This window comes from Rhizobium bangladeshense (genome assembly GCF_017357245.1).
Taxonomy (GTDB): domain Bacteria; phylum Pseudomonadota; class Alphaproteobacteria; order Rhizobiales; family Rhizobiaceae; genus Rhizobium; species Rhizobium bangladeshense.
Genome location: NZ_CP071616.1, coordinates 197417 through 217560, shown reverse-complemented (window position 1 = coordinate 217560; position 20144 = coordinate 197417). Strand labels below are relative to the sequence as shown.

Annotated in this window: 20 protein-coding genes; 9 read left to right on the top strand and 11 right to left on the bottom strand. The window is 61.0% G+C overall.

Going from position 1 to position 20144, the window contains the following annotated elements:
• Positions 1-2 precede the first annotated feature (2 nt).
• Genes J2J98_RS28800 through bcoG form a run of 3 tightly spaced genes read right to left on the bottom strand, consistent with a single transcriptional unit; the run spans position 3 to position 3574 of the window.
• Complete coding sequence (locus J2J98_RS28800) at positions 3-1163, bottom strand: acyl-CoA dehydrogenase family protein (protein WP_207604031.1); 1161 nt, start codon at positions 1161-1163, stop codon at positions 3-5.
• 10 nt (positions 1164-1173) lie between these two features.
• Positions 1174-2664, bottom strand: coding sequence for a carnitine 3-dehydrogenase (locus tag J2J98_RS28795; protein ID WP_207604030.1), 1491 nt, complete (start codon positions 2662-2664; stop codon positions 1174-1176).
• A gap of 7 nt (positions 2665-2671) precedes the next feature.
• On the bottom strand, positions 2672-3574 hold the full coding sequence (bcoG, locus tag J2J98_RS28790; protein ID WP_064709282.1) for a 3-dehydrocarnitine:acetyl-CoA trimethylamine transferase BcoG: 903 nt from the start codon (positions 3572-3574) through the stop codon (positions 2672-2674).
• 101 nt (positions 3575-3675) lie between these two features.
• Here bcoG and J2J98_RS28785 point away from each other — a divergent pair, with 101 nt between their 5' ends.
• Positions 3676-4668 (top strand): GlxA family transcriptional regulator, encoded by a 993-nt coding sequence (locus tag J2J98_RS28785; RefSeq protein ID WP_207604029.1) that lies wholly within the window; start codon positions 3676-3678, stop codon positions 4666-4668.
• On the opposite strand, the gene J2J98_RS28780 is transcribed toward J2J98_RS28785, so the two are convergent.
• Positions 4643-5518 (bottom strand): LysR substrate-binding domain-containing protein, encoded by an 876-nt coding sequence (locus J2J98_RS28780; RefSeq protein ID WP_207604028.1) that lies wholly within the window; start codon positions 5516-5518, stop codon positions 4643-4645. The two genes, J2J98_RS28785 and J2J98_RS28780, sit on opposite strands and share 26 nt — an antisense overlap.
• Before the next feature lie 113 nt (positions 5519-5631).
• Between J2J98_RS28780 and J2J98_RS28775 the strand changes: the two genes are divergently transcribed.
• Positions 5632-6537 (top strand): DMT family transporter, encoded by a 906-nt coding sequence (locus tag J2J98_RS28775; protein WP_064709279.1) that lies wholly within the window; start codon positions 5632-5634, stop codon positions 6535-6537.
• A 146-nt stretch (positions 6538-6683) separates the two neighbouring features.
• On the opposite strand, the gene J2J98_RS28770 is transcribed toward J2J98_RS28775, so the two are convergent.
• Positions 6684-7118, bottom strand: coding sequence for a hypothetical protein (locus tag J2J98_RS28770; RefSeq protein WP_064712920.1), 435 nt, complete (start codon positions 7116-7118; stop codon positions 6684-6686).
• Between the two features lie 687 nt (positions 7119-7805).
• On the opposite strand from J2J98_RS28770, the gene fdhA reads away from it, so the two are divergent.
• Positions 7806-8996, top strand: coding sequence for a formaldehyde dehydrogenase, glutathione-independent (gene fdhA, locus J2J98_RS28765; protein WP_207604027.1), 1191 nt, complete (start codon positions 7806-7808; stop codon positions 8994-8996).
• 91 nt (positions 8997-9087) lie between these two features.
• Here fdhA and J2J98_RS28760 read toward each other — a convergent pair whose 3' ends face one another.
• Positions 9088-9894: an ABC transporter substrate-binding protein gene (locus J2J98_RS28760; protein ID WP_064709277.1), complete on the bottom strand. Its 807-nt coding sequence runs from the start codon at positions 9892-9894 to the stop codon at positions 9088-9090.
• 123 nt (positions 9895-10017) lie between these two features.
• Here J2J98_RS28760 and J2J98_RS28755 point away from each other — a divergent pair, with 123 nt between their 5' ends.
• The 3 genes from J2J98_RS28755 to J2J98_RS28745 all read left to right on the top strand — a co-directional run bounded on the left by J2J98_RS28755 (position 10018) and on the right by J2J98_RS28745 (position 13510).
• A complete protein-coding gene (locus J2J98_RS28755) occupies positions 10018-12387 on the top strand; it encodes a putative bifunctional diguanylate cyclase/phosphodiesterase (protein WP_207604026.1) in 2370 nt (789 codons plus the stop codon).
• A 124-nt stretch (positions 12388-12511) separates the two neighbouring features.
• Positions 12512-13096, top strand: a complete 585-nt coding sequence (locus J2J98_RS28750; protein ID WP_207604025.1) for a cysteine hydrolase family protein — start codon at positions 12512-12514, stop codon at positions 13094-13096.
• A gap of 141 nt (positions 13097-13237) precedes the next feature.
• Positions 13238-13510 carry a hypothetical protein gene (locus tag J2J98_RS28745; protein ID WP_207604024.1) on the top strand — a complete coding sequence of 91 codons (273 nt, stop codon included), beginning with the start codon at positions 13238-13240 and terminating at the stop codon, positions 13508-13510.
• A gap of 96 nt (positions 13511-13606) precedes the next feature.
• Here the strand turns inward: J2J98_RS28745 and J2J98_RS28740 are convergent, their stop codons facing one another.
• Positions 13607-14863, bottom strand: coding sequence for an MgtC/SapB family protein (locus tag J2J98_RS28740; RefSeq protein WP_207604023.1), 1257 nt, complete (start codon positions 14861-14863; stop codon positions 13607-13609).
• 243 nt (positions 14864-15106) lie between these two features.
• Here J2J98_RS28740 and J2J98_RS28735 point away from each other — a divergent pair, with 243 nt between their 5' ends.
• Positions 15107-15478, top strand: coding sequence for a hypothetical protein (locus J2J98_RS28735; protein ID WP_138395959.1), 372 nt, complete (start codon positions 15107-15109; stop codon positions 15476-15478).
• Positions 15479-15490: 12 nt separating this feature from the next.
• Here J2J98_RS28735 and J2J98_RS28730 read toward each other — a convergent pair whose 3' ends face one another.
• Positions 15491-15790: a hypothetical protein gene (locus J2J98_RS28730; protein ID WP_064709271.1), complete on the bottom strand. Its 300-nt coding sequence runs from the start codon at positions 15788-15790 to the stop codon at positions 15491-15493.
• Between the two features lie 177 nt (positions 15791-15967).
• Between J2J98_RS28730 and J2J98_RS28725 the strand changes: the two genes are divergently transcribed.
• A complete protein-coding gene (locus J2J98_RS28725; protein WP_207604022.1) occupies positions 15968-16801 on the top strand; it encodes a universal stress protein in 834 nt (277 codons plus the stop codon).
• 88 nt (positions 16802-16889) lie between these two features.
• Here J2J98_RS28725 and J2J98_RS28720 read toward each other — a convergent pair whose 3' ends face one another.
• Together J2J98_RS28720 and J2J98_RS28715 are read right to left on the bottom strand one after the other, a co-directional pair.
• A complete protein-coding gene (locus tag J2J98_RS28720) occupies positions 16890-17345 on the bottom strand; it encodes a pyridoxamine 5'-phosphate oxidase family protein (RefSeq protein WP_064709269.1) in 456 nt (151 codons plus the stop codon).
• A gap of 141 nt (positions 17346-17486) precedes the next feature.
• Positions 17487-17831, bottom strand: a complete 345-nt coding sequence (locus tag J2J98_RS28715) for a TraR/DksA family transcriptional regulator (protein WP_138395956.1) — start codon at positions 17829-17831, stop codon at positions 17487-17489.
• Positions 17832-18065: 234 nt separating this feature from the next.
• Between J2J98_RS28715 and J2J98_RS28710 the strand changes: the two genes are divergently transcribed.
• Entirely contained in the window at positions 18066-18890 is an 825-nt protein-coding gene (locus J2J98_RS28710; RefSeq protein WP_207604021.1) for a universal stress protein, read from the top strand.
• Positions 18891-19002: 112 nt separating this feature from the next.
• On the opposite strand, the gene J2J98_RS28705 is transcribed toward J2J98_RS28710, so the two are convergent.
• Complete coding sequence (locus J2J98_RS28705; RefSeq protein ID WP_207604020.1) at positions 19003-20070, bottom strand: ABC transporter ATP-binding protein; 1068 nt, start codon at positions 20068-20070, stop codon at positions 19003-19005.
• Positions 20071-20144: the final 74 nt, after the last annotated feature.

The following is a 20144-nucleotide window of genomic DNA, read 5'->3' as shown; positions in this document are numbered from 1 at the left end:
GCTCACGCTCCCAAAGGTCTGAGAAGGTCACGGCTGATGATGTGCCGCTGGATTTCGGAGGTGCCGTCCCAGATGCGCTCTACACGCGCGTCGCGCCAGAAGCGGGCGAGCGGCAGATCGTCCATCAGGCCCATGCCGCCGTAAATCTGGATCGCCTCGTCTGTCACGCGGGCCAGCATCTCGGAGGCGTAGAGCTTGGCCGAGGCGATCTGCCGGTCCGCGGGACAGCCAGCATCGACCTGCCAGGCGGCCGCAAGCGTCAGCCAGTCGGCCGCGTCGATCTCGGTGATCATGTCGGCAAGCTTGAACGACACGCCCTGGTTGGCCCCGATCGGCTTGCCGAACTGCTTGCGCTCGGCCGCATAGGGCAGGGCCATTTCGAAGACGCGGCGCGCCCGGCCGACGCAGGTGGCGGCGACCGTCAGCCGGGTGCCGTAAAGCCACTGATTGGCGATATCGAACCCACGATGCACCTCGCCCAGCACCTGGGCTTCGGGAATGCGGCAATCTTCGAAGCTCAGCGTGCAGTTATGGTAGCCGCGATGCGAGACGGATTCGTAGCCTTTGAGGATTTGAAAGCCCGGCGTGCCGCGATCCACGAGAAAGGCTGTGATCTTCTTCTTGATGCCTTTCGCCGTTTCCTCCTCGCCCGTCGCGGCAAAGACGATGACGAAATCGGCGACATCGGCATGCGAGATGAAGTGCTTCGTGCCGTTGAGGACGAAGTCGCCGCCGTCGCGGCGGGCCGTGCATTTCATACCGCGCATATCGGAACCGGCGTCCGGCTCGGTGATGGCGAGCGCATCGATCTTCTCGCCGCGCACTGCAGGCAGCAGGTAACGCTCGCGCTGTTCGCCCTCGCAGGCCATCAGGATGCCGGAGGGCCGGCCGAAAAATACCGTGAGCCCAAGAGAGCCGCGTCCGAGCTCCCGCTCGACCAGGGTAAAGGTGACATGGTCAAGGCCGGCGCCGCCGACCTCCTCGGGGAAATTACAGGCGTAGAAGCCGAGATCGATGCATTTGCGCTGGATCTCGCGCCCGAGCTCCGGCGGGACGATGCCGGTGCGCTCGACCTCATTCTCATGCGGATAGATTTCGGTTTCGACAAAGGCGCGAACCGTGTCGACGATCATTTCCTGTTCTTCGCTGAGACCGAAATTCATGCCGCTCCTCCTACCGCCTCTGGCCAACGTGACGACCGGCGCCTTCGGGCAGCGGCAATCCCGAATGAGCCGCGGCGATTGTCTTGACCTTGTCGAGCACGGCTGCCGGCGCCGGCACGGCCTTGCCGGCTTTGCTGTCGACATGCAGCAGCATGTGCTCGGCGGTGGCGAGAGCCTCGTCGGTCGCCGTGTCGTACAGAGTGTGGAAAACGTGCAGCCGCTTGTCATCGGCGGCGAGCACCTGGCAGGTCGAATGGATCGCCTGCCCGAGCTTGGCCTCACCGAGATGGCGGATATGGCTTTCCACCGTATAGTAGCTGTGGCCTGCCTCGACATAAGCAAGGTCCACGCCGACGAGGCGCAGCAAGGCATCCGACGTGTCGCCGAAGACCTGGAGGTAGCGGTGTTCGGTCATGTGGCCGTTATAATCGACCCAGGCGGGGCTCACCTTGGTTTCGACGAGCCTCAGCGGCTTTGACGCATCGACCGTGACGGCCGGACCGCCGCCTCGCGCCCAGAGCGATTGTTCGAAATCCTTCAGCAGCTTGCCGGCGCCCCAGCCTTTGCCGCCATCGCCGCCTTTCAGCGCCTGCAGAATGCCGACGAGGTTTTCGTCGCGGAGGCGTTCGAGCGCGCGGATTGAAAGTCCAGCCGCCTGCTCGTCGGATTGCCGGCCGATCTTTTCGATCAGCGCATCGTCGAGGTCGACGACATCGGTGAGCTTGGTCCAGGGCCAGGCGAGGCAGGGACCGAACTGGGCGAGGAAGTGGCGCATGCCGGCTTCGCCGCCGGCGATGCGGTAGGTCTGGAACAGGCCCATCTGCGCCCAACGCAGGCCGAAGGAATAGCGGATGACGTCGTCGAGCGTCTCGACGGTGCAGATATCGTCGTGGATGAGCCAAAGGGCCTCGCGCCAGAGCGCCTCGAGCAGGCGATCGCCGACGAAGGCTTCGATCTCCTTGGCGATGTGGACACCCTTCATGCCGATCGGCGGCAATCGTTCCATCGCTGCCCGGATGGTCGCTGCCGAGGTCTTCTCGCCGCCGACGATTTCGACGAGCGGCAGCAGATAGACGGGGTTGTAGGGATGGGCGACGAAAAGGCGCTCGGGGTGCTTCATATCCCGCTGCAGATCGGTCGGCAGCAGTCCCGAGGTGGAAGAGCCGATCAACGCGTCGGGACGCGCCGCAGCATCAATTTGTGTCAGCACGCCGCGCTTGAGGTCGAGCCTTTCCGGCACGCTTTCCTGGATCCAGTCGGCATCGGCGACGGCTTCCACGAGTGTGCTGCAGAATGTCAACCGGCCGCGCGGAGGTAGCGGTGCGCCAGTCAGCATGGCATAAGCCTTTTCGGCATTGGCAATCACTTCGCCGACGATCCGGCCTGCCTCCGGATGCGGGTCGAAGACGTCGACATCGATGCCGGCGAGCAGGAAACGGGCGATCCATCCGCCGCCGATAACGCCACCGCCGATGCAAGCCGCTTTGCTGATCCTTGTCATACCGCCCTCAGCGCTTCGTCAGTTTCAGTTTATCGCGGACGTCTTGCGGACCGATGATCCGCGCGCCCATGCCTTCCACCACCTGCACGGCCTTTTCGACGAGCTGCGCATTGGTGGCGAGTTGGCCTTTGCCGACGAAGAGGTTATCCTCCAGACCGACACGAACGTTGCCGCCTGCGAGAACCGCCGCTGCCGGATAGGCCATGGCATTGCGGCCGATCGAAAAGGCCGAAAAGGTCCAGCTGTCGGGCACGTTGTTGACCATCGCCATGAAGGTGTTGAGATCGTCGGGCGCGCCCCATGGAATGCCCATGCAGAGCTGGATCAGCACCGGATCTTCGATCAGGCCTTCCTCGGCAAGCTGCTTGGCGAACCAGAGATGGCCGGTGTCAAAGGCCTCGATCTCCGGCCGCACACCGAGATCCGTCATCTTCCTCGCCATCGCCCGCAGCATGGCCGGCGTATTGGTCATGACATAGTCGCCGAGATTGAAGTTCATCGTGCCGCAGTCGAGCGTGCAGATCTCCGGCAGGCATTCGGCGACATGGCTGACGCGCTCGGTGGCGCCCGCCATGTCAGTGCCTTTCGCATTGAGGGGAAGGGGGGTTTCGACATCGCCGAAGATCAGGTCCCCGCCCATGCCGGCGGTGAGATTGAGGACGACGTCGACATCGGCCGATCGGATGCGGTCGGTGACCTCCCTGTAGAGATCGTTGCGGCGGCTGGCAGCCCCCGTTTCCGGATCGCGGACATGGCAGTGAACGACGGCCGCCCCAGCCCTGGCGGCGTCGATCGCGGAAACCGCGATCTGCTTGGGAGTGATGGGAACGTGGCTGGATCTGGAAACCGTATCGCCGGCGCCGGTCACGGCACAGGTGATGAAGACATCGCGGTTCATAGCAAGAGGCATTTTTTGTTCTCCCGTCTATGCAGCATTACGCGCCAGGACGGACAATGATGCTTTGCACTATCAGAGACACTTGATACATTATCAGAACCGAGGAGGTCAGCTTGCTACAACGATCGACGGAACGACTGGATATCGATCTCCTGGTTCTTCCCGATACCAACCTGATCCTGATCGCGTCGGTCATCGAGCCGCTGCGCGGTGCCAACCGCATTTCCGGCAGCGAGCTTTATCGCTGGCGGCTGCTGACGCCGGACGGAGCGCCAATCCTGACGACCAGCAATATCGCGGTGCCGGCGGAGGGAACCTTTCGGGCGACGGCCGAGGATAATCCGCTGTTCGTCCTGGCAAGCTACAACTGGCGACGCAGCGCGACGCCGGCCCTCAAGATGCAGCTTTCCCAGGCCGCCCGCCACCGCTCGGTGATTGCGGGCATCGAGTCCGGCACCTGGTTGCTCGCCGAGGCAAGCCTGCTCCGTGGGCTACCGGCCACCGTCCACTGGGAGGATTATGAGGATTTTGCGCTCGCTTATCCTGAGGTGCGAGCGGTCAAGGATCGGTTCGTTATCGATGGCAAGCGGCTGACGACATCGGGTTCCCTTCCAACCGTCGACCTGATGCTGGAGATCGTCAGGCAGCGGCAGGGTTATTCACTGGCGCTCGAAGTCAGCCGGCTGTTCCGTTACGAGCAGCCCTCCTTTCATGCCGACGAGCCGCTTTCGGCTGGTGCGGCAGGACTGCGCATGCACGATCCTCGAGTGAGTCAGGCGGTGCGGCTGATGGAGGAGCACATCGAGCAGCCGCTGATCCTGGCGCGGCTCGCCCGCAGGGTAGGCATCAGCGCCCGGCATCTCCAGGACCTCTTTCAGCAGAGCTTCGGCGCGCCGCCGCATGTGCATTATCTCGCTTTGCGCTTGAACGCGGCACGCCGCAAAGTGATCGAGACGACAGCCTCGTTCGCCGATATCGCTGCGGCGACTGGCTTCAATTCGGCCTCGGCCTTTGCCCGAAGCTATCGGGCGAATTTTTCCGAGAGCCCGTCCGAGACCCGCCGCCGCTTGCGCCGGCGCATCACACCGTCGGAAGCGCGTACATAGGCTGGAACGCGTCTCGAACCATCTCGGCAAGCTCGCGCACCGCCTCGCTCGAACGGTAGGTGCTCCGACGTAGCACGACCTTGGATGAATCGACCGGCGGGAAACCGTCTTCGGTTGTCAGCTCCCGGCAGCCGGACGGGATATTGCTGCGGGACAGCGCGGTGACGGCAAGACCTGCGGTGACTGCGTTCTTCAGTCCGGAGCTTGTATCGGCGATGAATGCGATCCGGTAGTTTCGGCCGATCTGCTCCAGCGACCGGAGCGCAAAATCGCGACACCAGGTGGAGTTGCGATAAGTCGCAATGGGAAGGGGATCCAGGTCGTGCAGCCGGTGGACCATGGATGTGACCCAAACGGTAGGATCGACGCAGATGACCTCGCCTTTCGCCTGGTCGCTCCAGTCGAAAACCACGGCGAGATCGAGTTCACCCCGCTCGAGAGCTGCGATGTTGCGGATTGTATAATCGCAGGAGACTGTGACTTCGACAGCCGGGTGACGTACGGCAAAAGCCGCAAGGGCTGCCGGCAGCACGGTCTGGCTGTATTCCTCGGGTATTCCGATGCGCACAGGACCGTCGAGCGGTTTGCTGCGGATTCTCGCCGCCGCCTCGTTCAGGAGGTCGATCACGCGGCGGGCATAGGGCACGAGTTGTATGCCTTGGCGCGTCAACAGCACGCCACGGGCGCCGCGCTCAAACAGGGTTTCGCCGATCGCCTCTTCGAGCCGCTTGATCTGGGTGCTGACGGCCGATTGCGTCCGCCCGATGCGCTGGGCCGCCGCAGAGAAATTGGATGTCTCGGCGACGACGAGAAAGGTTCTTAACAGATCGCTTTCGACCGGCTCATGCATGGGACATGCCATAGAAAAAATCGATGATAGCCATCTTTACTATTCGTTTGCCTTATGTCAATTGCCGGCGCAGAAATGGGCGGCGTTCGACTTCCTTCTTTGAGAATCTCTGCGTGACCATTGACAATCCGACCACACGCCTCGCAGGCAGCGAGCACGAGAAGGGTGTTCTTCTCATCATTGCCGCGACGCTTGCCTGGAGTGCCAGCGGCGTTTACTCGCGGCTGCTTACGACCGACGTATGGACGGCGATCGCGTGGCGGTCGTTGTTCGGAGGCCTGTTCCTGCTGATCCCCTGCCTTTTCCTCGAAGGGGGCATCTCACGGCGACAATGGCGTTCCGTCCTCCGTCCCACCGGCCTTGCTATGATTGCCTGCCAGACCTTCAGTCAGGGATGCTTCATCGGGGCGCTCTACATGACCACCGTCGCCAATGTGACGATGATCTATGCGACGACGCCTTTCATCGCCGCCTTGTTCGGCTGGCTCATCCTCAAGGAGAGGGTGGCCAGACGGACGCTGATTGCCGGCGCGATCTCGCTCTTCGGCGTGGCCGTCATTGTCGCCTCGTCGATCGGCGGCGGCACCGGCTGGGGCGACCTGCTGGCGCTTGGTATGACCGCTTCCTTCGCGCTCGTTATCATCATTCCCCGTATCGATCCCGGCGTGCCGAGCCTGCCGCCGACCGTGGTCAGCGCTTTCCTGACGCTCGTTATCTTCGCGCCCTTCGGTTCGGTCGGCTCGCTCGACCTGCACAATTGGATCGTCCTCGCCGCCTTCGGCGCGACGAATTTCTCGCTGGCGCTGGTGCTCTTCCTCGCCGGGGCGAAGCGGATGCCGCCGGCGGAGGCGGCGCTGATCGGCACGATGGAGATCGTGCTGACGCCTTTCTGGGTCTGGCTGCTATTTTCCGAAGAGCCGCCCGTCGCCACCTATTTCGGCGGCGCCATCATTCTCGGCGCCGTGTTCTGGCATACGGCGGTCGACTTCAGCCGAGGCCGGCGGCCGCAGCTTAGCTAATTGCCGTTTCTCCGTCCGCTGACGCAACCGTGTTGGGCTGGTCCTGTTCGCTCATACTGAGATGAGCGACCGACCGATTGCCATGGCGACCATTCCACACGGTGGCCAAGACCAGCCTTCACAGCGTCAGGTACCTTCGGCCTCACTTAGCCAAAGAACGCACGAAGCTGAGCGAAAAACCCGCCTGGTTTGTGACTCGCTATCTTCCGTACGCGGCGAGCGACCGTTGCCGCGCTGACGCGTTCACCGAAATGACAGAAGCAGACAAGGTCGTGCAGTTGTTCATCGCTGAGTTCGAAGAACCGCTTGGCTTCTCCATAGCTGTCATTTTCCATTCCTGCCGCCCGCAGAATGGGATCAGCGAATGCAACAGAGATTGGGGTGTCGTCGTCCCGCAAGGCGATACGATCTGCAATCGGCTGATATTCGGTTTCGTGAAGCGTCTTGAGGAAAGGTCTGGAGCTGCGTTCCAGACTTTCGGCCCACCGCTCAAGCCGTTCGCGCCGCGTTATTTCTAGGCGCTTGCAGGTCGTGCTGACCTTCGCAATCGTTTTCAACTGCTCTACTGTATACTGTTCCATTTCGGCCTCCTATCTTCGGAAAAATAGATGGTCCGCTCCCAAAAACAGCCTCGCTCAGGTCGCAGCGGATGTCCAATCACGATTGAGAACGGCAACGGCACTTGGCCAAATTGATGCGCTCGCAGGTGACATGAGCTAGCCGGGTCGATGCGGGTAAACCGTCATATTCGCGGGATCAGCCTGCGTCCTCAACTGGAAGCTATGCGACTTGTCCGACTGTCGCCTTGAGTGTCACCCATGTCGTTTTTTCGGGCGCTGTTTTTCGTCAGGCATGGTTTTCTTGTCATGTTCACGGCGCTGCCTCTCAAGCTGGCGCTATGAATTATAGGAGGCCGGCCAGCCGCCTGCGCGCGATCCGGCAGCGGTAGAAGAACTGAACTCCTCAAGAGGTCGCCGGATTGACATCCGGAGATATCGAGATGGATCGAAAGGAGGTTCTGGAGCCCGAAACCAGCTCTTTGCGTAGCAGACCCGCGGAGTGCGGCGGGCGATGATGAGCGGAACGACAGGCCAGACCTTTCGTGCTCGCTGTCTCCTCGATCCAGTCTGTCCCGCCTATCTCAGAAATTCGAACATCGCCCGATGCGGCGTTGTGAATGCCGGGCTGCAGAGGAGGCAGGCCGGAGGAAAGCTTGCCGTCGACTGCATCGGTTGCAGCTCGAGGCATTCAACACATGGGAGGAATCCATGAGCAAGAATAGAGGCGTCGTCTATCTCCGGCCGGGTAAGGTCGAAGTCCGCGATATCGACGATCCGAAGCTGGAAGCGCCGGACGGCCGCCGCATCGAACACGGCGTGATCCTGAAGGTTATCTCCACCAATATCTGCGGCTCCGACCAGCACATGGTCCGCGGCCGCACGACGGCAATGCCGGGCCTGATCCTTGGCCATGAAATCACCGGCGAGATCATCGAGAAAGGCGTCGACGTCGAGATGCTCGACATCGGAGACATCGTCTCGGTGCCGTTCAATGTCGCCTGCGGCCGTTGCCGCTGCTGCAAATCTCAGGATACGGGCGTCTGCCTGACGGTAAACCCAGCCCGCGCCGGCGGCGCTTACGGCTATGTCGACATGGGCGGATGGATCGGCGGACAGGCACGTTACGTCACCGTTCCCTATGCCGATTTCAACCTGCTGAAAATCCCCGATCGCGACAAGGCGATGGCGAAGATCCGCGATCTCACAATGCTTTCCGACATCCTGCCCACCGGCTTTCATGGCGCAGTGCGCGCAGGCGTCGGGGTCGGCTCGACCGTCTATGTCGCCGGTGCCGGCCCTGTCGGTCTAGCGGCTGCGGCTTCGGCTCGCATCCTCGGTGCCGCCGTCGTCATGATCGGTGATTTCAACAATGATCGCCTGGCGCATGCCGCGAAGGTCGGTTTCGAACCCATCGATCTTTCCAAGAGCGATCGTCTTGGCGACATGATTGCCGAGGTCGTCGGCAGCAACGAAGTGGACAGCGCCATCGATGCGGTCGGCTTCGAGGCACGCGGCCATTCCGGCGGAGAACAGCCGGCGATCGTGCTCAACCAGATGATGGAGATCACCCGCGCCGCCGGCTCGATCGGTATTCCCGGTCTCTACGTGACCGAGGATCCGGGTGCTGTCGACAATGCCGCCAAGCACGGCAATCTCTCGCTTCGCTTCGGTCTCGGTTGGGCAAAAGCGCAGTCCTTCCACACCGGCCAGACACCGGTGCTGAAATATAATCGCCAGCTCATGCAGGCGATCCTCCACGACCGGCTGCCGATCGCCGATATCGTCAACGCCAAGGTCATCCCGCTCGACGACGCCGCCGCTGGATATGAAAGCTTCGACCATGGCGCGGCAACGAAATATGTCCTCGATCCGCACGGAGAGGTCGCGAAAGCTGCCTGACCCAAAGGAAAAATTTATGACGCCGCGCCTGTTTCGCAGGCGCGGCGTTGTAAACAATTGACGTGTCGATCACAAGAAGCGCGCGACAAAACTACTGGATGCTGAACGGGAAATACTTAGCGTTGATCATGTCATAGGTCCCGTCGTCCTTGATGGCCTTCAAGGCTTCGTTCAGGCGCGCAAGACGCTCCTTGTCATCCAGGCGCAATGCGATCCCGGCACCCTCGCCGAAATAAGTGATATCGACCAGGTCCGGCCCCTTGAACTCGCAGCAGGTCCCCGCCTTGGTGTTGGCGATCCAGTCATAAATGGCGAGTTTATCCTCAAGGATAATGTCGACGCGCCCGTCCGACAGCCCTTTGTATAATTCCGGCGAAGATCGGAAAACCGTCTTTTTCATGTCTGGATACAGGTGGTTGGCATAAGATTCCTGCGCTGTCGACGATGTCACCCCGAGTTTTTTGCCGCTGAGGGCGGCGGGGCTGACGTCACTGATCGGCGAGTCCTTACGGGCGATGAACACCGACGGGCTGGTGTAATATTGGGCGGTGAACGCGACCTTCTGGCGGCGCTCCAGGCTCATCGACATGGAGGAAATGATCGCGTCGTATTTGCCGGCGACGAGATCGGGGATCATGTCGTCCCACTTTTGGATGATGAATTCGCATTCGAACTTGCCGGCTTCGCAAAGGGCATTGGCGATATCGATGTCGAAGCCTTGCAGCTTGTTATTCGCATCAAGATAGTTGAAGGGCGGAAATGCACCTTCGACGGCAACCCTCATGGGCGTGCGATCTTGCGCAGCCAGCTGCAACGGTACGGTCGCGGCGAGAAGAAGACCCAGTCCGCCCGCCATCAGCGCTCCGCGGAGTATAGTCTGAATGGAAAGGCGCAACATGTCTGAAACTCCTTGTGAGGTAATCTCGCCCCATAGTGCGCCGCAGCCTTTAATTCTACGTGAACGCTTCTTTGTTAGCCTCCACGAATGCGCCCGTATCGTGGTGGGTTCAGGGGTTTAGGCTTGCACATCGTTGTTCCTTCCAGCTCCAATACGTTTCAGCAATCCTGGATCGCTTCGGGGAGAATTCTGTTCCTGATCGCTGTCAGCGGGCTGGGAGCGATCGGACTGGTCGTGCTCTCTGCGCTCTGGGCGGGAACCGAAAGCGACGCCGCGGCCCTCGATCGACAGCGCCAGCTCGTCAATGCGCGCCTCAGGGAACAGGTCGATCAAGTCGCGCATGTCATCGGTCAATTCGGCAATGGCTATCTCGCCGGTGTCTATCCGGCCTCCCGGGCAGCCGGAGTTTCCTCCAGCCTCGATACTGTTCTCACCGCAGCGGCCGGGAGTGCGATCAGCCAGACTGCAATGTCGGCCTTCGGCTACGATCAGGCCTTCGTCGTCGACGACAAGGCGCAGCTGATCATGATGACCGACGCCGAAACGGAAAAGCGCTATCGCTGGATGAGGCCGCTCTTTCTGCCTCTCCTTAAAGATGCCCGCCTTACGGGGAGCCGGGGCACAGTTCCCAGCGACCGGACCCCATCATCGATGGAAAGCCGCTTCGCCGATACCGCCCGCGCCAACCGAGCACTTGCCAATCTGATGCGGCTCGAAGGCCGGCCGACCATCGTGGGCATTGTCGCCGTCAACGAAGCCGCCGAGAGCCAACCGCAGCCGATGCGGCAATTCCTGATCGTCGTACGGTTTCTTGACGGCGCGGCGCTCGACGAATTGAGCCGGCAACAGGGCCTCAACGGCGCCCGCTTCGCGCGCACGGCCGACGCTGACGAAAACGAGGTCGCGTTCCAGATCGACGCCACGGCGAACGGTGAACCGATCGGCTTCATCGTATGGCGGCCCGATCTTCCGGGTTCGAGGGTGATCGGCCGCTTGATGCCGGCGCTTTCGATTGCCGCCCTGGTGATCGCGGTCCTGTTTTCGGTTCTGCTCTTGCGCCTGCGAAGCAGTCTCGGCGAATTGAAGAAAAGCGAGCTGCACGCAAGGCAGCTCGCCTTGCATGACGTGCTGACAGGCCTTCCCAACCGCGCCATGTTCGCGATGCGGTTCGAGGAGTGCCTGGCCGACCCGCGCAATTCCACCGAACGGTCGGCAGTGGCGCTTCTTGACCTCGACCGCTTCAAGGCGGTGAACGACACGTTCGGCCATGCTGCCGGCGACGAACTCATCAGGATGGCTGCGGCGCGAATCCGCGCGTTGCTTCGTCCGGACGACACGCTTGCCCGGCTCGGCGGGGACGAGTTTGCCCTGCTTCTCCCGAACATCAGAGATGATCAAACCTTGCCGTCCATCTGCGATGCAATCGTTGCTGAACTTGGCAAACCCTTCCCGCTTTTGAGGGGCGAAGCAGTCGCCCGGGTCGGCGGCTCGATCGGCGTGACCGTCGTGCCCGATGCCGGGCGCAATGCCGACGATATCATGCGTTACGCCGACGTCGCGCTTTATGAGGCAAAAATGGGCGGAAGAGGCCAGTGGCGCGTCTATTCGCCGTCCATGGACGGCGGCAGAAATGCGCGCGATATCCTCAAGAACGAGCTGCGGGAAGTTCTCGCCAAGAGCACCGCCTCATTCCCCGAGACTTCCTCCTCGGCTCCGATTACGGGACGGTCTGATTTCGGGTCCCTCGAGGTCTATTACCAGACGGTGCATCGTGCCGGGCAGGGATTTCAGGCGTCGGGCGCCGAGGCGCTGGTGCGTTGGCGTCACAGTCAGCGCGGGCTCCTGACGCCCGCCAGCTTTATCCCTGCGGCCGAGGAGGGCGGTCTTATTGACGCGCTTGGTTTTTGGGTATTGCGCGAAGCCTGCAGAGCCGCCTGCAAATGGCCTGAAGGCACCTTTGTCGCGGTCAACGTATCTCCCGCCCAGTTGAGAAGGCCAAATTTTGCCGAGGAGGTGTTCGCCGTGCTTGAGGAGAGCGGGCTGTCGCCATACCGGCTCGAGCTCGAGCTCACCGAATCTTCGCTCATCGAGGACAATTCCGAGATCTATTCGGTGCTGAGGTCGCTCCGCAGCCAAGGCGTTCAGATATCGCTGGACGATTTCGGAACTGGCTTTTCATGCCTCAGCCACCTAGTGCGCTTCGAAATAGACCGCATTAAGATCGATCGCTCGTTCGTCTCGTTGCTCGGCACGAAAGCCAATGGAGCGGCCATCATCGGCGCCATCGTCGCGCTCAGCCGCAACCTCGGCATTTCGACGACGGCCGAAGGGGTGGAAACAGAATATCAAAGGGATTTTCTGGCAGCCCTCGGCTGCACCGATCTTCAGGGCTACTTCTTCTCCAAACCGCTTCCGCTTCGCGAACTCGACTGCTTCGGCAAATCCGAAAGCGGCGCCGCATTACGGACGATCGTTCCCGGAGCCATTGCCTGAGCAGCTTTTGATCTGCCGGGCAGTCGGGAACTTTCGCCCCGGGCAGCGGTTCACGCCCCAGAGCCTTTCCTCGTCAGATTGAAGCATTCTGAGCAGGAAAGGCTCTTGGACGAAGGGAGATGTAATGGGCGAGATCGGCGAGTGGCGGCACCTTTGCGTCGACATGCAGCGGATGTTCGCCGAAGACACCCCGTGGCACGTTCCCTGGATGGCCCGGATCTCCCCGCAGATCGAGGAACTCGCCGGCCGGCATCCGTCCCGAACGATCTTCACGCGCTTCGTGCCGCCCCAGCGCGCGGATGCGATGCCCGGAAAATGGCGCGACTATTACCGGAAATGGTGGATGATGACGGGCGAGCATCTTCCGCGTGACCTCGTCGAGCTGGCTTCCTCGCTGACCTTGCTTGTTCCGCCGGCAAGATATTTCGACAAATGCACCTATTCCCCCTGGATCGACGGCCGCCTCCACACAACTCTTCAATCCGAGCGGGTCGACACCCTTGTGGTCACCGGTGGGGAAACGGACGTCTGCGTGCTTGCCACGACGCTCGGCGCCATCGATCTCGGCTATCGTGTCATCATGCTGAAGGACGCCGTCTGCAGTAGCGCCGACGACACCTATGACGCATCGCTAGAGCTTCTGCACGACCGCTTTTCCGTGCAGCTCGAGCTCATGGAGACCGAGGAGTTCTTGAGCGGCCTTGGCTGAGAGCCTCTCTGGCGATCTTTATTGATATGCATCAAGGCGTGGTCTTCCCGCGCTGGCATAAGGTTGCCGGCAGCCTGCCCGAGCAGCCCGGTAGCGCGTCCCGCGGCAGGTTTACGAGATCAACCGGTCCGGAGATAAGCTATGTCCTTGAAGCTGATCAGTGGAATGATGAAATCGTCCGGCGAGGAGGCCCTGCTGGTAATGGATACCGGCGGCACCAACCAGATGGTCGTTATCGACAGGCAGGCGCTTCTTGAGGTTGCCCAGCCGCCGCGCTGCGACGAAAGCCGGCTTCAGGAAAATATCGGCCTTTTCAGTCGAATCGCCTGCGCGAAGTTCGATTGTGGCGATATCGAGCCCGACGGGTGCATCCACATTCATGCGGCCGACCTTGGCACATCAGTGGGCGCGTAGGCCGGATGGCACCTCGCTCGGCGGCCATAGAAGGTAGCGCGTCAGATCCGGCGTGATAAAGCGGCAAGCGCCATCGCCGACGACCAGATCAGCGGCTTACATCAGAAATGAGCCGGCAGCGCCGGCAAGCACTGCGATGCCACTCACGATGGCGAGCCGCACCACATAGCCAAGGCTTCCCGCGCTTGCTGCAAGCCCGGTTTTCGCAAGAAGATTGGCGAAGGCAGCGACTGCTATGGCATGTGCAGCCGCATCCAGCGGCACGTTCGGAAGCTTGGCAATCGAAAGCGTTATCGCGTCGAGGTCGCCCAGCCCTGTGATGAAGGCGACCACCGCCAGCGACTGTGTTCCGAAGAATTCCAAAGCCGCTCGCGTCACGATGGTGACGGCGGCAAGAAGAAGAGCAAAGCGTAGAACGACAATCACCTCCAGCGGGTTTTTCGGTGAAAAATCGGGGCTGTCACCGGAGCGCGGCGACAAGCCGGCGAGACCACCTCCAATGGCAAGCACCGCTGCAGCCGAGCCGAGCACTGCTGCAAGCTCCTCCAGCACCGCCGGTGCGATTACCCCGCAAATCAAAAGCACCCGGCTCAGCGATACGGCCCCGGCCATCATCGCTCCCGCTGAAAGCAGCGGCGAGAGGGCGGGCATCTGCTTGGACTGCCGTGCAAAGGAGAGAGTCAGGGCCGTCGAGGAGACGACACCCCCACAGGCTCCTGTCAGGAGCAGTCCGGCTCTGGCGTCGGTGAGCCTGATCATCACATAGCCCGCAAATGAAACCGCTCCTACGAATATGGTCAGCATCCACAGTTCGAAGGGGTTGATCATGTGCCAGGGATCAATGGCCTCGTTGGGAAGAACTGGAAGAATGACGACGGTCATCGTCAACAGGATCAGGGCGGCTCTCAGCTCAAGCCAGGTCAGCTTCCGCAGAAATCCGTGCAGTGGCTCCCGCGCCGCCAGAAGTGCCGTCATTGCGACCGCGCTCGCCGCGGTCGTCGTCATGTCTGCAACGACAGCTCCGAAACCGAGCGCAAACACCGTAATTGCGGCAATGGCGCCGGTTGCGCTGTAGTCACCCTCCCGCAACGCCTGCACGCGGCTGAAAACAAGGATCGTTATGCCAAAGAATACGAAGATTGCCGTCGGCAGGATCGGTCCCGTGACCGGTTGCAGGAAGCCGCAAAAGCCGCCGAGGAAACTCGAGAGGCCGTAGGTGCGAATGCCCGCCACTCTCTTGCCCGGCGCGGCCTCGCGCTCTTGCCATCCACGCTCGATGCCGACGAGTATGCCGATCGCAAGCGCAAGGCTGAGACGTTGAAAGGCATCAGCCATCACCAATGAAGTCATCATGCGAAGATCCAGTTCTCGCCGGCGCCGCCGCCCCCCGGCGGCCTTATGCCCAATTTGCCGGAATAAGCTCGCATGTCGATCTCCTTGCCCCTGCAATCCATCCACACCCATGCGGCCCGGTCATTGCGATTGCTCAATCACCTCATCTGTCCATGACGTCGCAATGAGCAGATTCCGCTTGATGCAGATCAACGAGATCTTCCGCCGCGGCGATAGTCTTGAAGAAGAAGAGAGGACTCTGCCATGGTCAATAACGCGCCCTTGATACCGGAGCAGGCGCTGCCTGCTTCCGCAAGAAATCTTTTCCTCGCGGCCTACAGTCTGAATACCGAAGCATCGCGGACGATGCTACGTTGTCAGATCGAGCTACTGGCTTCATTCCGGCGCCGGCTTCAACTTTACCAGGTCTTCCTGGACGACCTTGCTGAAAGTGCAGAACTGAACGATACATTCGAGGTCGTAGCCGACTTTGCACAGAATGCCTTGGCCGAAGCACCTCGAGAGACTGCGCGACTGGCGGGGATCTCATCGAAAATGGGGGTGGTCTCCGCAAAGGTGGTGCGCAAGCTGGCGGATGAGACCGTCAAAGACCTAGGCGCCCGCACCTGCGCTTGATGCGTCTGCCTTTCAGCGGGCTGCTTCGTCTTCAGCCTCTTCCAGAGCTGCCCTTAACAGTTGGAGCGCGAACTCCTCTGCAGCCTTTTCGTCATCAGCGCATAGCTTCAACGGGGCGCACCGCTTCTTCAGATTGCGGACAAGTCTCCGTCGAAGCCTCGGAACCAGGCGCGATTCCGCTTTGGCGAGAAGCTCCTGCAAACAGGTGACGGCAACCGCCTCGAACATGACAAGCTTGCCTTCGACTTCGCCTTGCGAAGGAATGGGCAACCGCTCACCGCCCCGTTTGAAGTCTCTCTCTGTCGACAGCATTTGCGGCCTCCTAACCGGTGGCAGACCTTCACTCCGAATTCCGCGATCAGGACGTCCACGTTCTGTCCATCTAGAAGCAATTTACCGGATAGGAATCCCTATCGCTTTGACGAAGGTCAAGGAACCCAGGGCCATGGCGACTATCCTTGTCGTATCCAACCACAGAGGTATATCGACATGACCATCAGGACGGTACTAAGCATCCTCAGCGTTCACCAGTTCGAGGAAGATCTCAAAACCGCGATCGACTTCTGCGGCGCCCATGGCGCGCATCTGAATGCGCTGGTGATCTCGTTGGGAGCTGCTCCAACGGTAGGCAATTATAACACCATCTCTTCTGTCTGGCTCGACGAACGTCAGCGCGAAATCGAGGTCCTGTCCCGGAGGACAGACGAGATCAAGACTACGCTCGACCGCAGCGAGATCTCCTACGAAGTCCAGGACGTCTACACCGAATTCGCATGGGCCGACGAAGATATCGCCGAAAGGGCGCTCTATGCCGACGTCGTCCTGGTCGGGCGGCAGGCGGCCCGAGACGAAGATCTCCGCAAACGCATCATCGATGGTGCTCTCTTCCAGACACCGACCCCGATCCTCATCAACCGCGGAACACGGGCGATGACTGCCTCCGTGAGGTCGGTTTTGCTGGCATGGGATTCGAGCGACGAAGCGTCGCGCGCCGCCCGGCAATCGCTTGATCTGCTCAAGCAAGCCGACACCGTTTACGTCACCATGGTGGATCCGGTGGCGCGGATGCGCGCAAACGGCGAGGAACCGGGCGCCGACATTGCTGCCTATCTTGCCCGTCACGGGGTAAAGGTGCAGGTGGACCGCATTGCAAGCGGCGGCCATTCGGCAGACCAGGTCCTGCGGCAGCACGCTCTCGACGTGTCCGCCGATCTCATCGTCATGGGCGCCTATAATCATCCCCGCTGGCAGCAGACGATCTTTGGCGGGGTGACCCGCAGCATGATCGAAGAAAGCAGGATGCCGATCTTCATGGCCCATTGAACCGGCAGGCGCTCAGCCGGCCCTGCGTCTCACACCTTGTTATGCATGTCGCCCGGTTGCTGCACACGTCCGGGCGATATGCATGAGTCTAGTCGATGGCAAAAGCGGCGCGGCCCGACAACGTCCGGACAAGGATGCCGAAAAAGATGTGCGGAGATTCGGCAAGGACCGGAACCTCTTTCGGCCTGAGCGAACCGATTTCCCACCAGTCCAGGTGCTTCTGCAGTATTTCCCAGGCGTGCAGACGCTCGCTTCGCCAGAGGTCGGTGTCCGGAAACTCCTCGAACTTTCCTTCGGCTATAACGCTCGTCCAGCCTTTGCCCACCCGCGTGTCCACCTGCAGGCACACCCTGTCGTTTTCCCGCATCCATTCCACTTTGCGGCCGGGCATCGAAAAACAATATGCGACGCCATCTTGATAGGAGAAATAGATGGGAACGACATAGGGCTGGCCGCCCTTGCAGCAGGCCAGGTGCCCTATTCTTGTCTCTCCCAGGACGGCGTGGCATTCGGCCAGCGTTAACTCCCGTAAACCCAATGACATGAGACGCTCCTTTCGGGTGTTCGAGGAGTCACTGTAGGCCGACCGCCCTTTCGCGCATTGATGAAGAGCAAAGTCGAATCGGCCGGAGCGGGGCCGACTGGGAGCTTGGGCAACAGAAGGAATCTGCTCCGGCAGAATGCTTCAAGCCAATGAGGAAAGTCTCTCGTCTACCAGGCGGGCACAGGTCACGCAGTAGGGCGTATAGGGGATGGCTTCCAACCGGCTGGGGTGGATCGGTGCAAGACATCTGACGCAGCGACCGAAGCTTCCGCGCTTCAGCCGTTCGAGGGCCGCCTCGATCAATGAGATTTGCTCACCTGCTTCCCTTCGCATTTCGGTCAGCACCTGATCGTTCTCGATCTGGGTAACTCTATCTTCGCTATCCGGATCCAGCGCAGCACCGAGATCGGCATCGATCACCGACAGCCGGCGTTGCAGATCCGCTTTCATGGTGTTCAGCTTGTTTTCTATCTCTTCGTTTTTCATCGACGGCTTTCCCGCTGTGGAAAGCGCGGCACCTGCCGCGCTCTATCGGTACACACAGCCGGCCGGTGGCCGGTCATTACGCTACGGTCATTACCGTACGGCTGCGGAGGAATGCCGCATTGATCGGTGTCAATGGGGTGGGAGATGCCCAGTTTGAGACATGTCAATGCGCATTCCGGGTCGAGTGCCAGAGTGGTAATATCAGACGGCCATTCTCTTCTTCGGGTGTACACCATGAAACGGCATATCTTTCTTCCGCTCCTCACTTATCCGGATGCCACTTCGGAAAGCATGATCACCAATGCGATCATGCTCGCGCGCCACATGCAGGCGACGCTGACCGTCTGCGCAGTGGAGATTACCATTCCCGACGTCTCCAATGCCCTGTCCTCACTGATCATCGATGCGGCACGAATGGCGCGGGAAGCGGGAGCGCTAAGCCGCAAGCATGCTTCGACGCTGACGCAGAAAGCGGTCGATGAGGCAAGGACGGCTTCCGTCGATCTACGCACCCGCGCGATCAAAGTTGAAGAGCCATTCGTCGTCGACGCGCTGGCGGAAGCCTCGCGGGCCTACGATCTCGTGCTTCTGGAATTGACAGGCCTCTCCCGTCCGATCGTCGAGGCGGTGCTGTTCGGATCGGGGCGGCCGCTCATCCTCTATCCGCCGGCGCCTTTCGGCGGCCGGATCGATCATATCGCCATCGCCTGGGATGGCAGCCGCGCGGCTGCGCGGGCGGCCCATGATGCCTCCGTCTTCCTGGAGCAGGCTTCCAACGTTTGGCTGCTTTCCGTGACCGACGAGAAGCCGGTGACGCACGAGACAGGCGACTATCTCATCGAAAACCTGCTAAAGAGCGGTGTGACGGCGGAGGCGGCGCGACTGCGCGCACACGGCAAGCCGGTCGGGGAGGTCCTTCAGAGCAAGGCCTTCGAATTGCGGGCCGATCTTCTCGTCATGGGTGGCTTCGGCCATTCGCGCCTGCGGGAATTCGTGCTCGGCGGCGCGACGGAGGCAGTGCTGACCAGCATTACCCTGCCTGTCCTGCTATCGCATTGAGACACGGCATGCGATCAGGGGATCGGCTTCGACTGGCTCTCGAACTGATTGTCAACCACGAAGGCCACGTGCCTCATAACCCGCGGCTTGTCGCTCAGCAGGAAGCAGCTCCTCAGTCTCGGCGCAGCGTCTTACCGGACTCCGCATCGAACAGATGAAGCTTGCCCGGCCGGGCAGCTATTGTTACGACCTGCCCCGGCTCGAAATCGTGACGTTCGGACAGCACCGCCACAAGCTCACCGGATCCGTAGCGCAGGAATACCATCGTCTCGTGGCCCGTGGGTTCGGTGACGTTGACGGTCGTCGTCAAGCCGCTTGGAGCGAGTGACAGATGTTCCGGCCGCACGCCCAGGCGCACAGCCTGACCATCGGATGCCTCCGGCGTGAAACCGAGCGCGATCTCGTCGCCTGTCTCCGTGACAAAAACGGCACCGTCGGCCTTGTAGCGGCCTTTCAGCAGATTCATCGACGGCGAACCGATGAAGGTGGCCACGAATGTATTGCGGGGACGATCATAGAGTTCCAGCGGCGTTCCGGTCTGTTCGATCTTGCCGCCCTGCATGACGACGATCTTGTCCGCCATGGTCATCGCTTCGACCTGATCATGGGTCACGTAGATCGTCGTAGTTCTCAGCCTTTGGTGGAGCTCTTTGATCTCCTTGCGCATCTGCACGCGCAGCTTGGCGTCGAGGTTCGACAGGGGCTCATCGAACAGGAAGACCTGCGGCGACCTGACGATGGCTCGTCCCATCGCCACGCGCTGGCGCTGGCCGCCGGAAAGCTGGCGCGGGTAACGGTCAAGATAGGGCACCAGGTCGAGCGTTTCGGCCGCCGCCTGCAGCCGCTGCTTGATGACATGGGGCGGCTGCTTCTGCAGGCGTAGCGCAAAGACCATGTTTTCGGCAACGGTCTTGTGCGGGTAGAGCGCGTAGCTCTGGAAGACCATCGCGATATCGCGGTCCTTCGGCGGCAGATTGTTGACGATCTTTCCGCCGATCGAGATGGTGCCGCCGGTGATGCTTTCGAGCCCCGCGACCATGCGCAACAAGGTCGACTTGCCGCAACCGGACGGGCCGACGAGCACCACGAACTCGCCGTCGCGAATTTCGATATTCACGCCATGCAGGATATTTAAGGCGCCATAGGCCTTCCGCGCCTCTGAAATTTTGACCTCAGCCATATGCCTCCCACTCGCTTTACAGCAGCCCGGAAGAATTCCGGGCGCCCGCGCATCTCCCGACAGATTACAGCGAC

What these genes read in the sequence shown, in the direction of transcription:
- J2J98_RS28740 (WP_207604023.1), bottom strand. Translation starts at nt 14,863, where the DNA reads ATGATGACTTCATTGGTGATGGCTGATGCCTTTCAACGTCTCAGCCTT.
- J2J98_RS28795 (WP_207604030.1), bottom strand. Translation starts at nt 2,664, where the DNA reads ATGACAAGGATCAGCAAAGCGGCTTGCATCGGCGGTGGCGTTATCGGC.
- bcoG (WP_064709282.1), bottom strand. Translation starts at nt 3,574, where the DNA reads ATGCCTCTTGCTATGAACCGCGATGTCTTCATCACCTGTGCCGTGACC.
- J2J98_RS28760 (WP_064709277.1), bottom strand. Translation starts at nt 9,894, where the DNA reads ATGTTGCGCCTTTCCATTCAGACTATACTCCGCGGAGCGCTGATGGCG.
- J2J98_RS28780 (WP_207604028.1), bottom strand. Translation starts at nt 5,518, where the DNA reads ATGCATGAGCCGGTCGAAAGCGATCTGTTAAGAACCTTTCTCGTCGTC.
- J2J98_RS28730 (WP_064709271.1), bottom strand. Translation starts at nt 15,790, where the DNA reads ATGCTGTCGACAGAGAGAGACTTCAAACGGGGCGGTGAGCGGTTGCCC.
- J2J98_RS28735 (WP_138395959.1), top strand. Translation starts at nt 15,107, where the DNA reads ATGGTCAATAACGCGCCCTTGATACCGGAGCAGGCGCTGCCTGCTTCC.
- J2J98_RS28705 (WP_207604020.1), bottom strand. Translation starts at nt 20,070, where the DNA reads ATGGCTGAGGTCAAAATTTCAGAGGCGCGGAAGGCCTATGGCGCCTTA.
- J2J98_RS28710 (WP_207604021.1), top strand. Translation starts at nt 18,066, where the DNA reads ATGAAACGGCATATCTTTCTTCCGCTCCTCACTTATCCGGATGCCACT.
- J2J98_RS28770 (WP_064712920.1), bottom strand. Translation starts at nt 7,118, where the DNA reads ATGGAACAGTATACAGTAGAGCAGTTGAAAACGATTGCGAAGGTCAGC.
- J2J98_RS28720 (WP_064709269.1), bottom strand. Translation starts at nt 17,345, where the DNA reads ATGTCATTGGGTTTACGGGAGTTAACGCTGGCCGAATGCCACGCCGTC.
- fdhA (WP_207604027.1), top strand. Translation starts at nt 7,806, where the DNA reads ATGAGCAAGAATAGAGGCGTCGTCTATCTCCGGCCGGGTAAGGTCGAA.
- J2J98_RS28745 (WP_207604024.1), top strand. Translation starts at nt 13,238, where the DNA reads ATGTCCTTGAAGCTGATCAGTGGAATGATGAAATCGTCCGGCGAGGAG.
- J2J98_RS28800 (WP_207604031.1), bottom strand. Translation starts at nt 1,163, where the DNA reads ATGAATTTCGGTCTCAGCGAAGAACAGGAAATGATCGTCGACACGGTT.
- J2J98_RS28725 (WP_207604022.1), top strand. Translation starts at nt 15,968, where the DNA reads ATGACCATCAGGACGGTACTAAGCATCCTCAGCGTTCACCAGTTCGAG.
- J2J98_RS28750 (WP_207604025.1), top strand. Translation starts at nt 12,512, where the DNA reads ATGGGCGAGATCGGCGAGTGGCGGCACCTTTGCGTCGACATGCAGCGG.
- J2J98_RS28715 (WP_138395956.1), bottom strand. Translation starts at nt 17,831, where the DNA reads ATGAAAAACGAAGAGATAGAAAACAAGCTGAACACCATGAAAGCGGAT.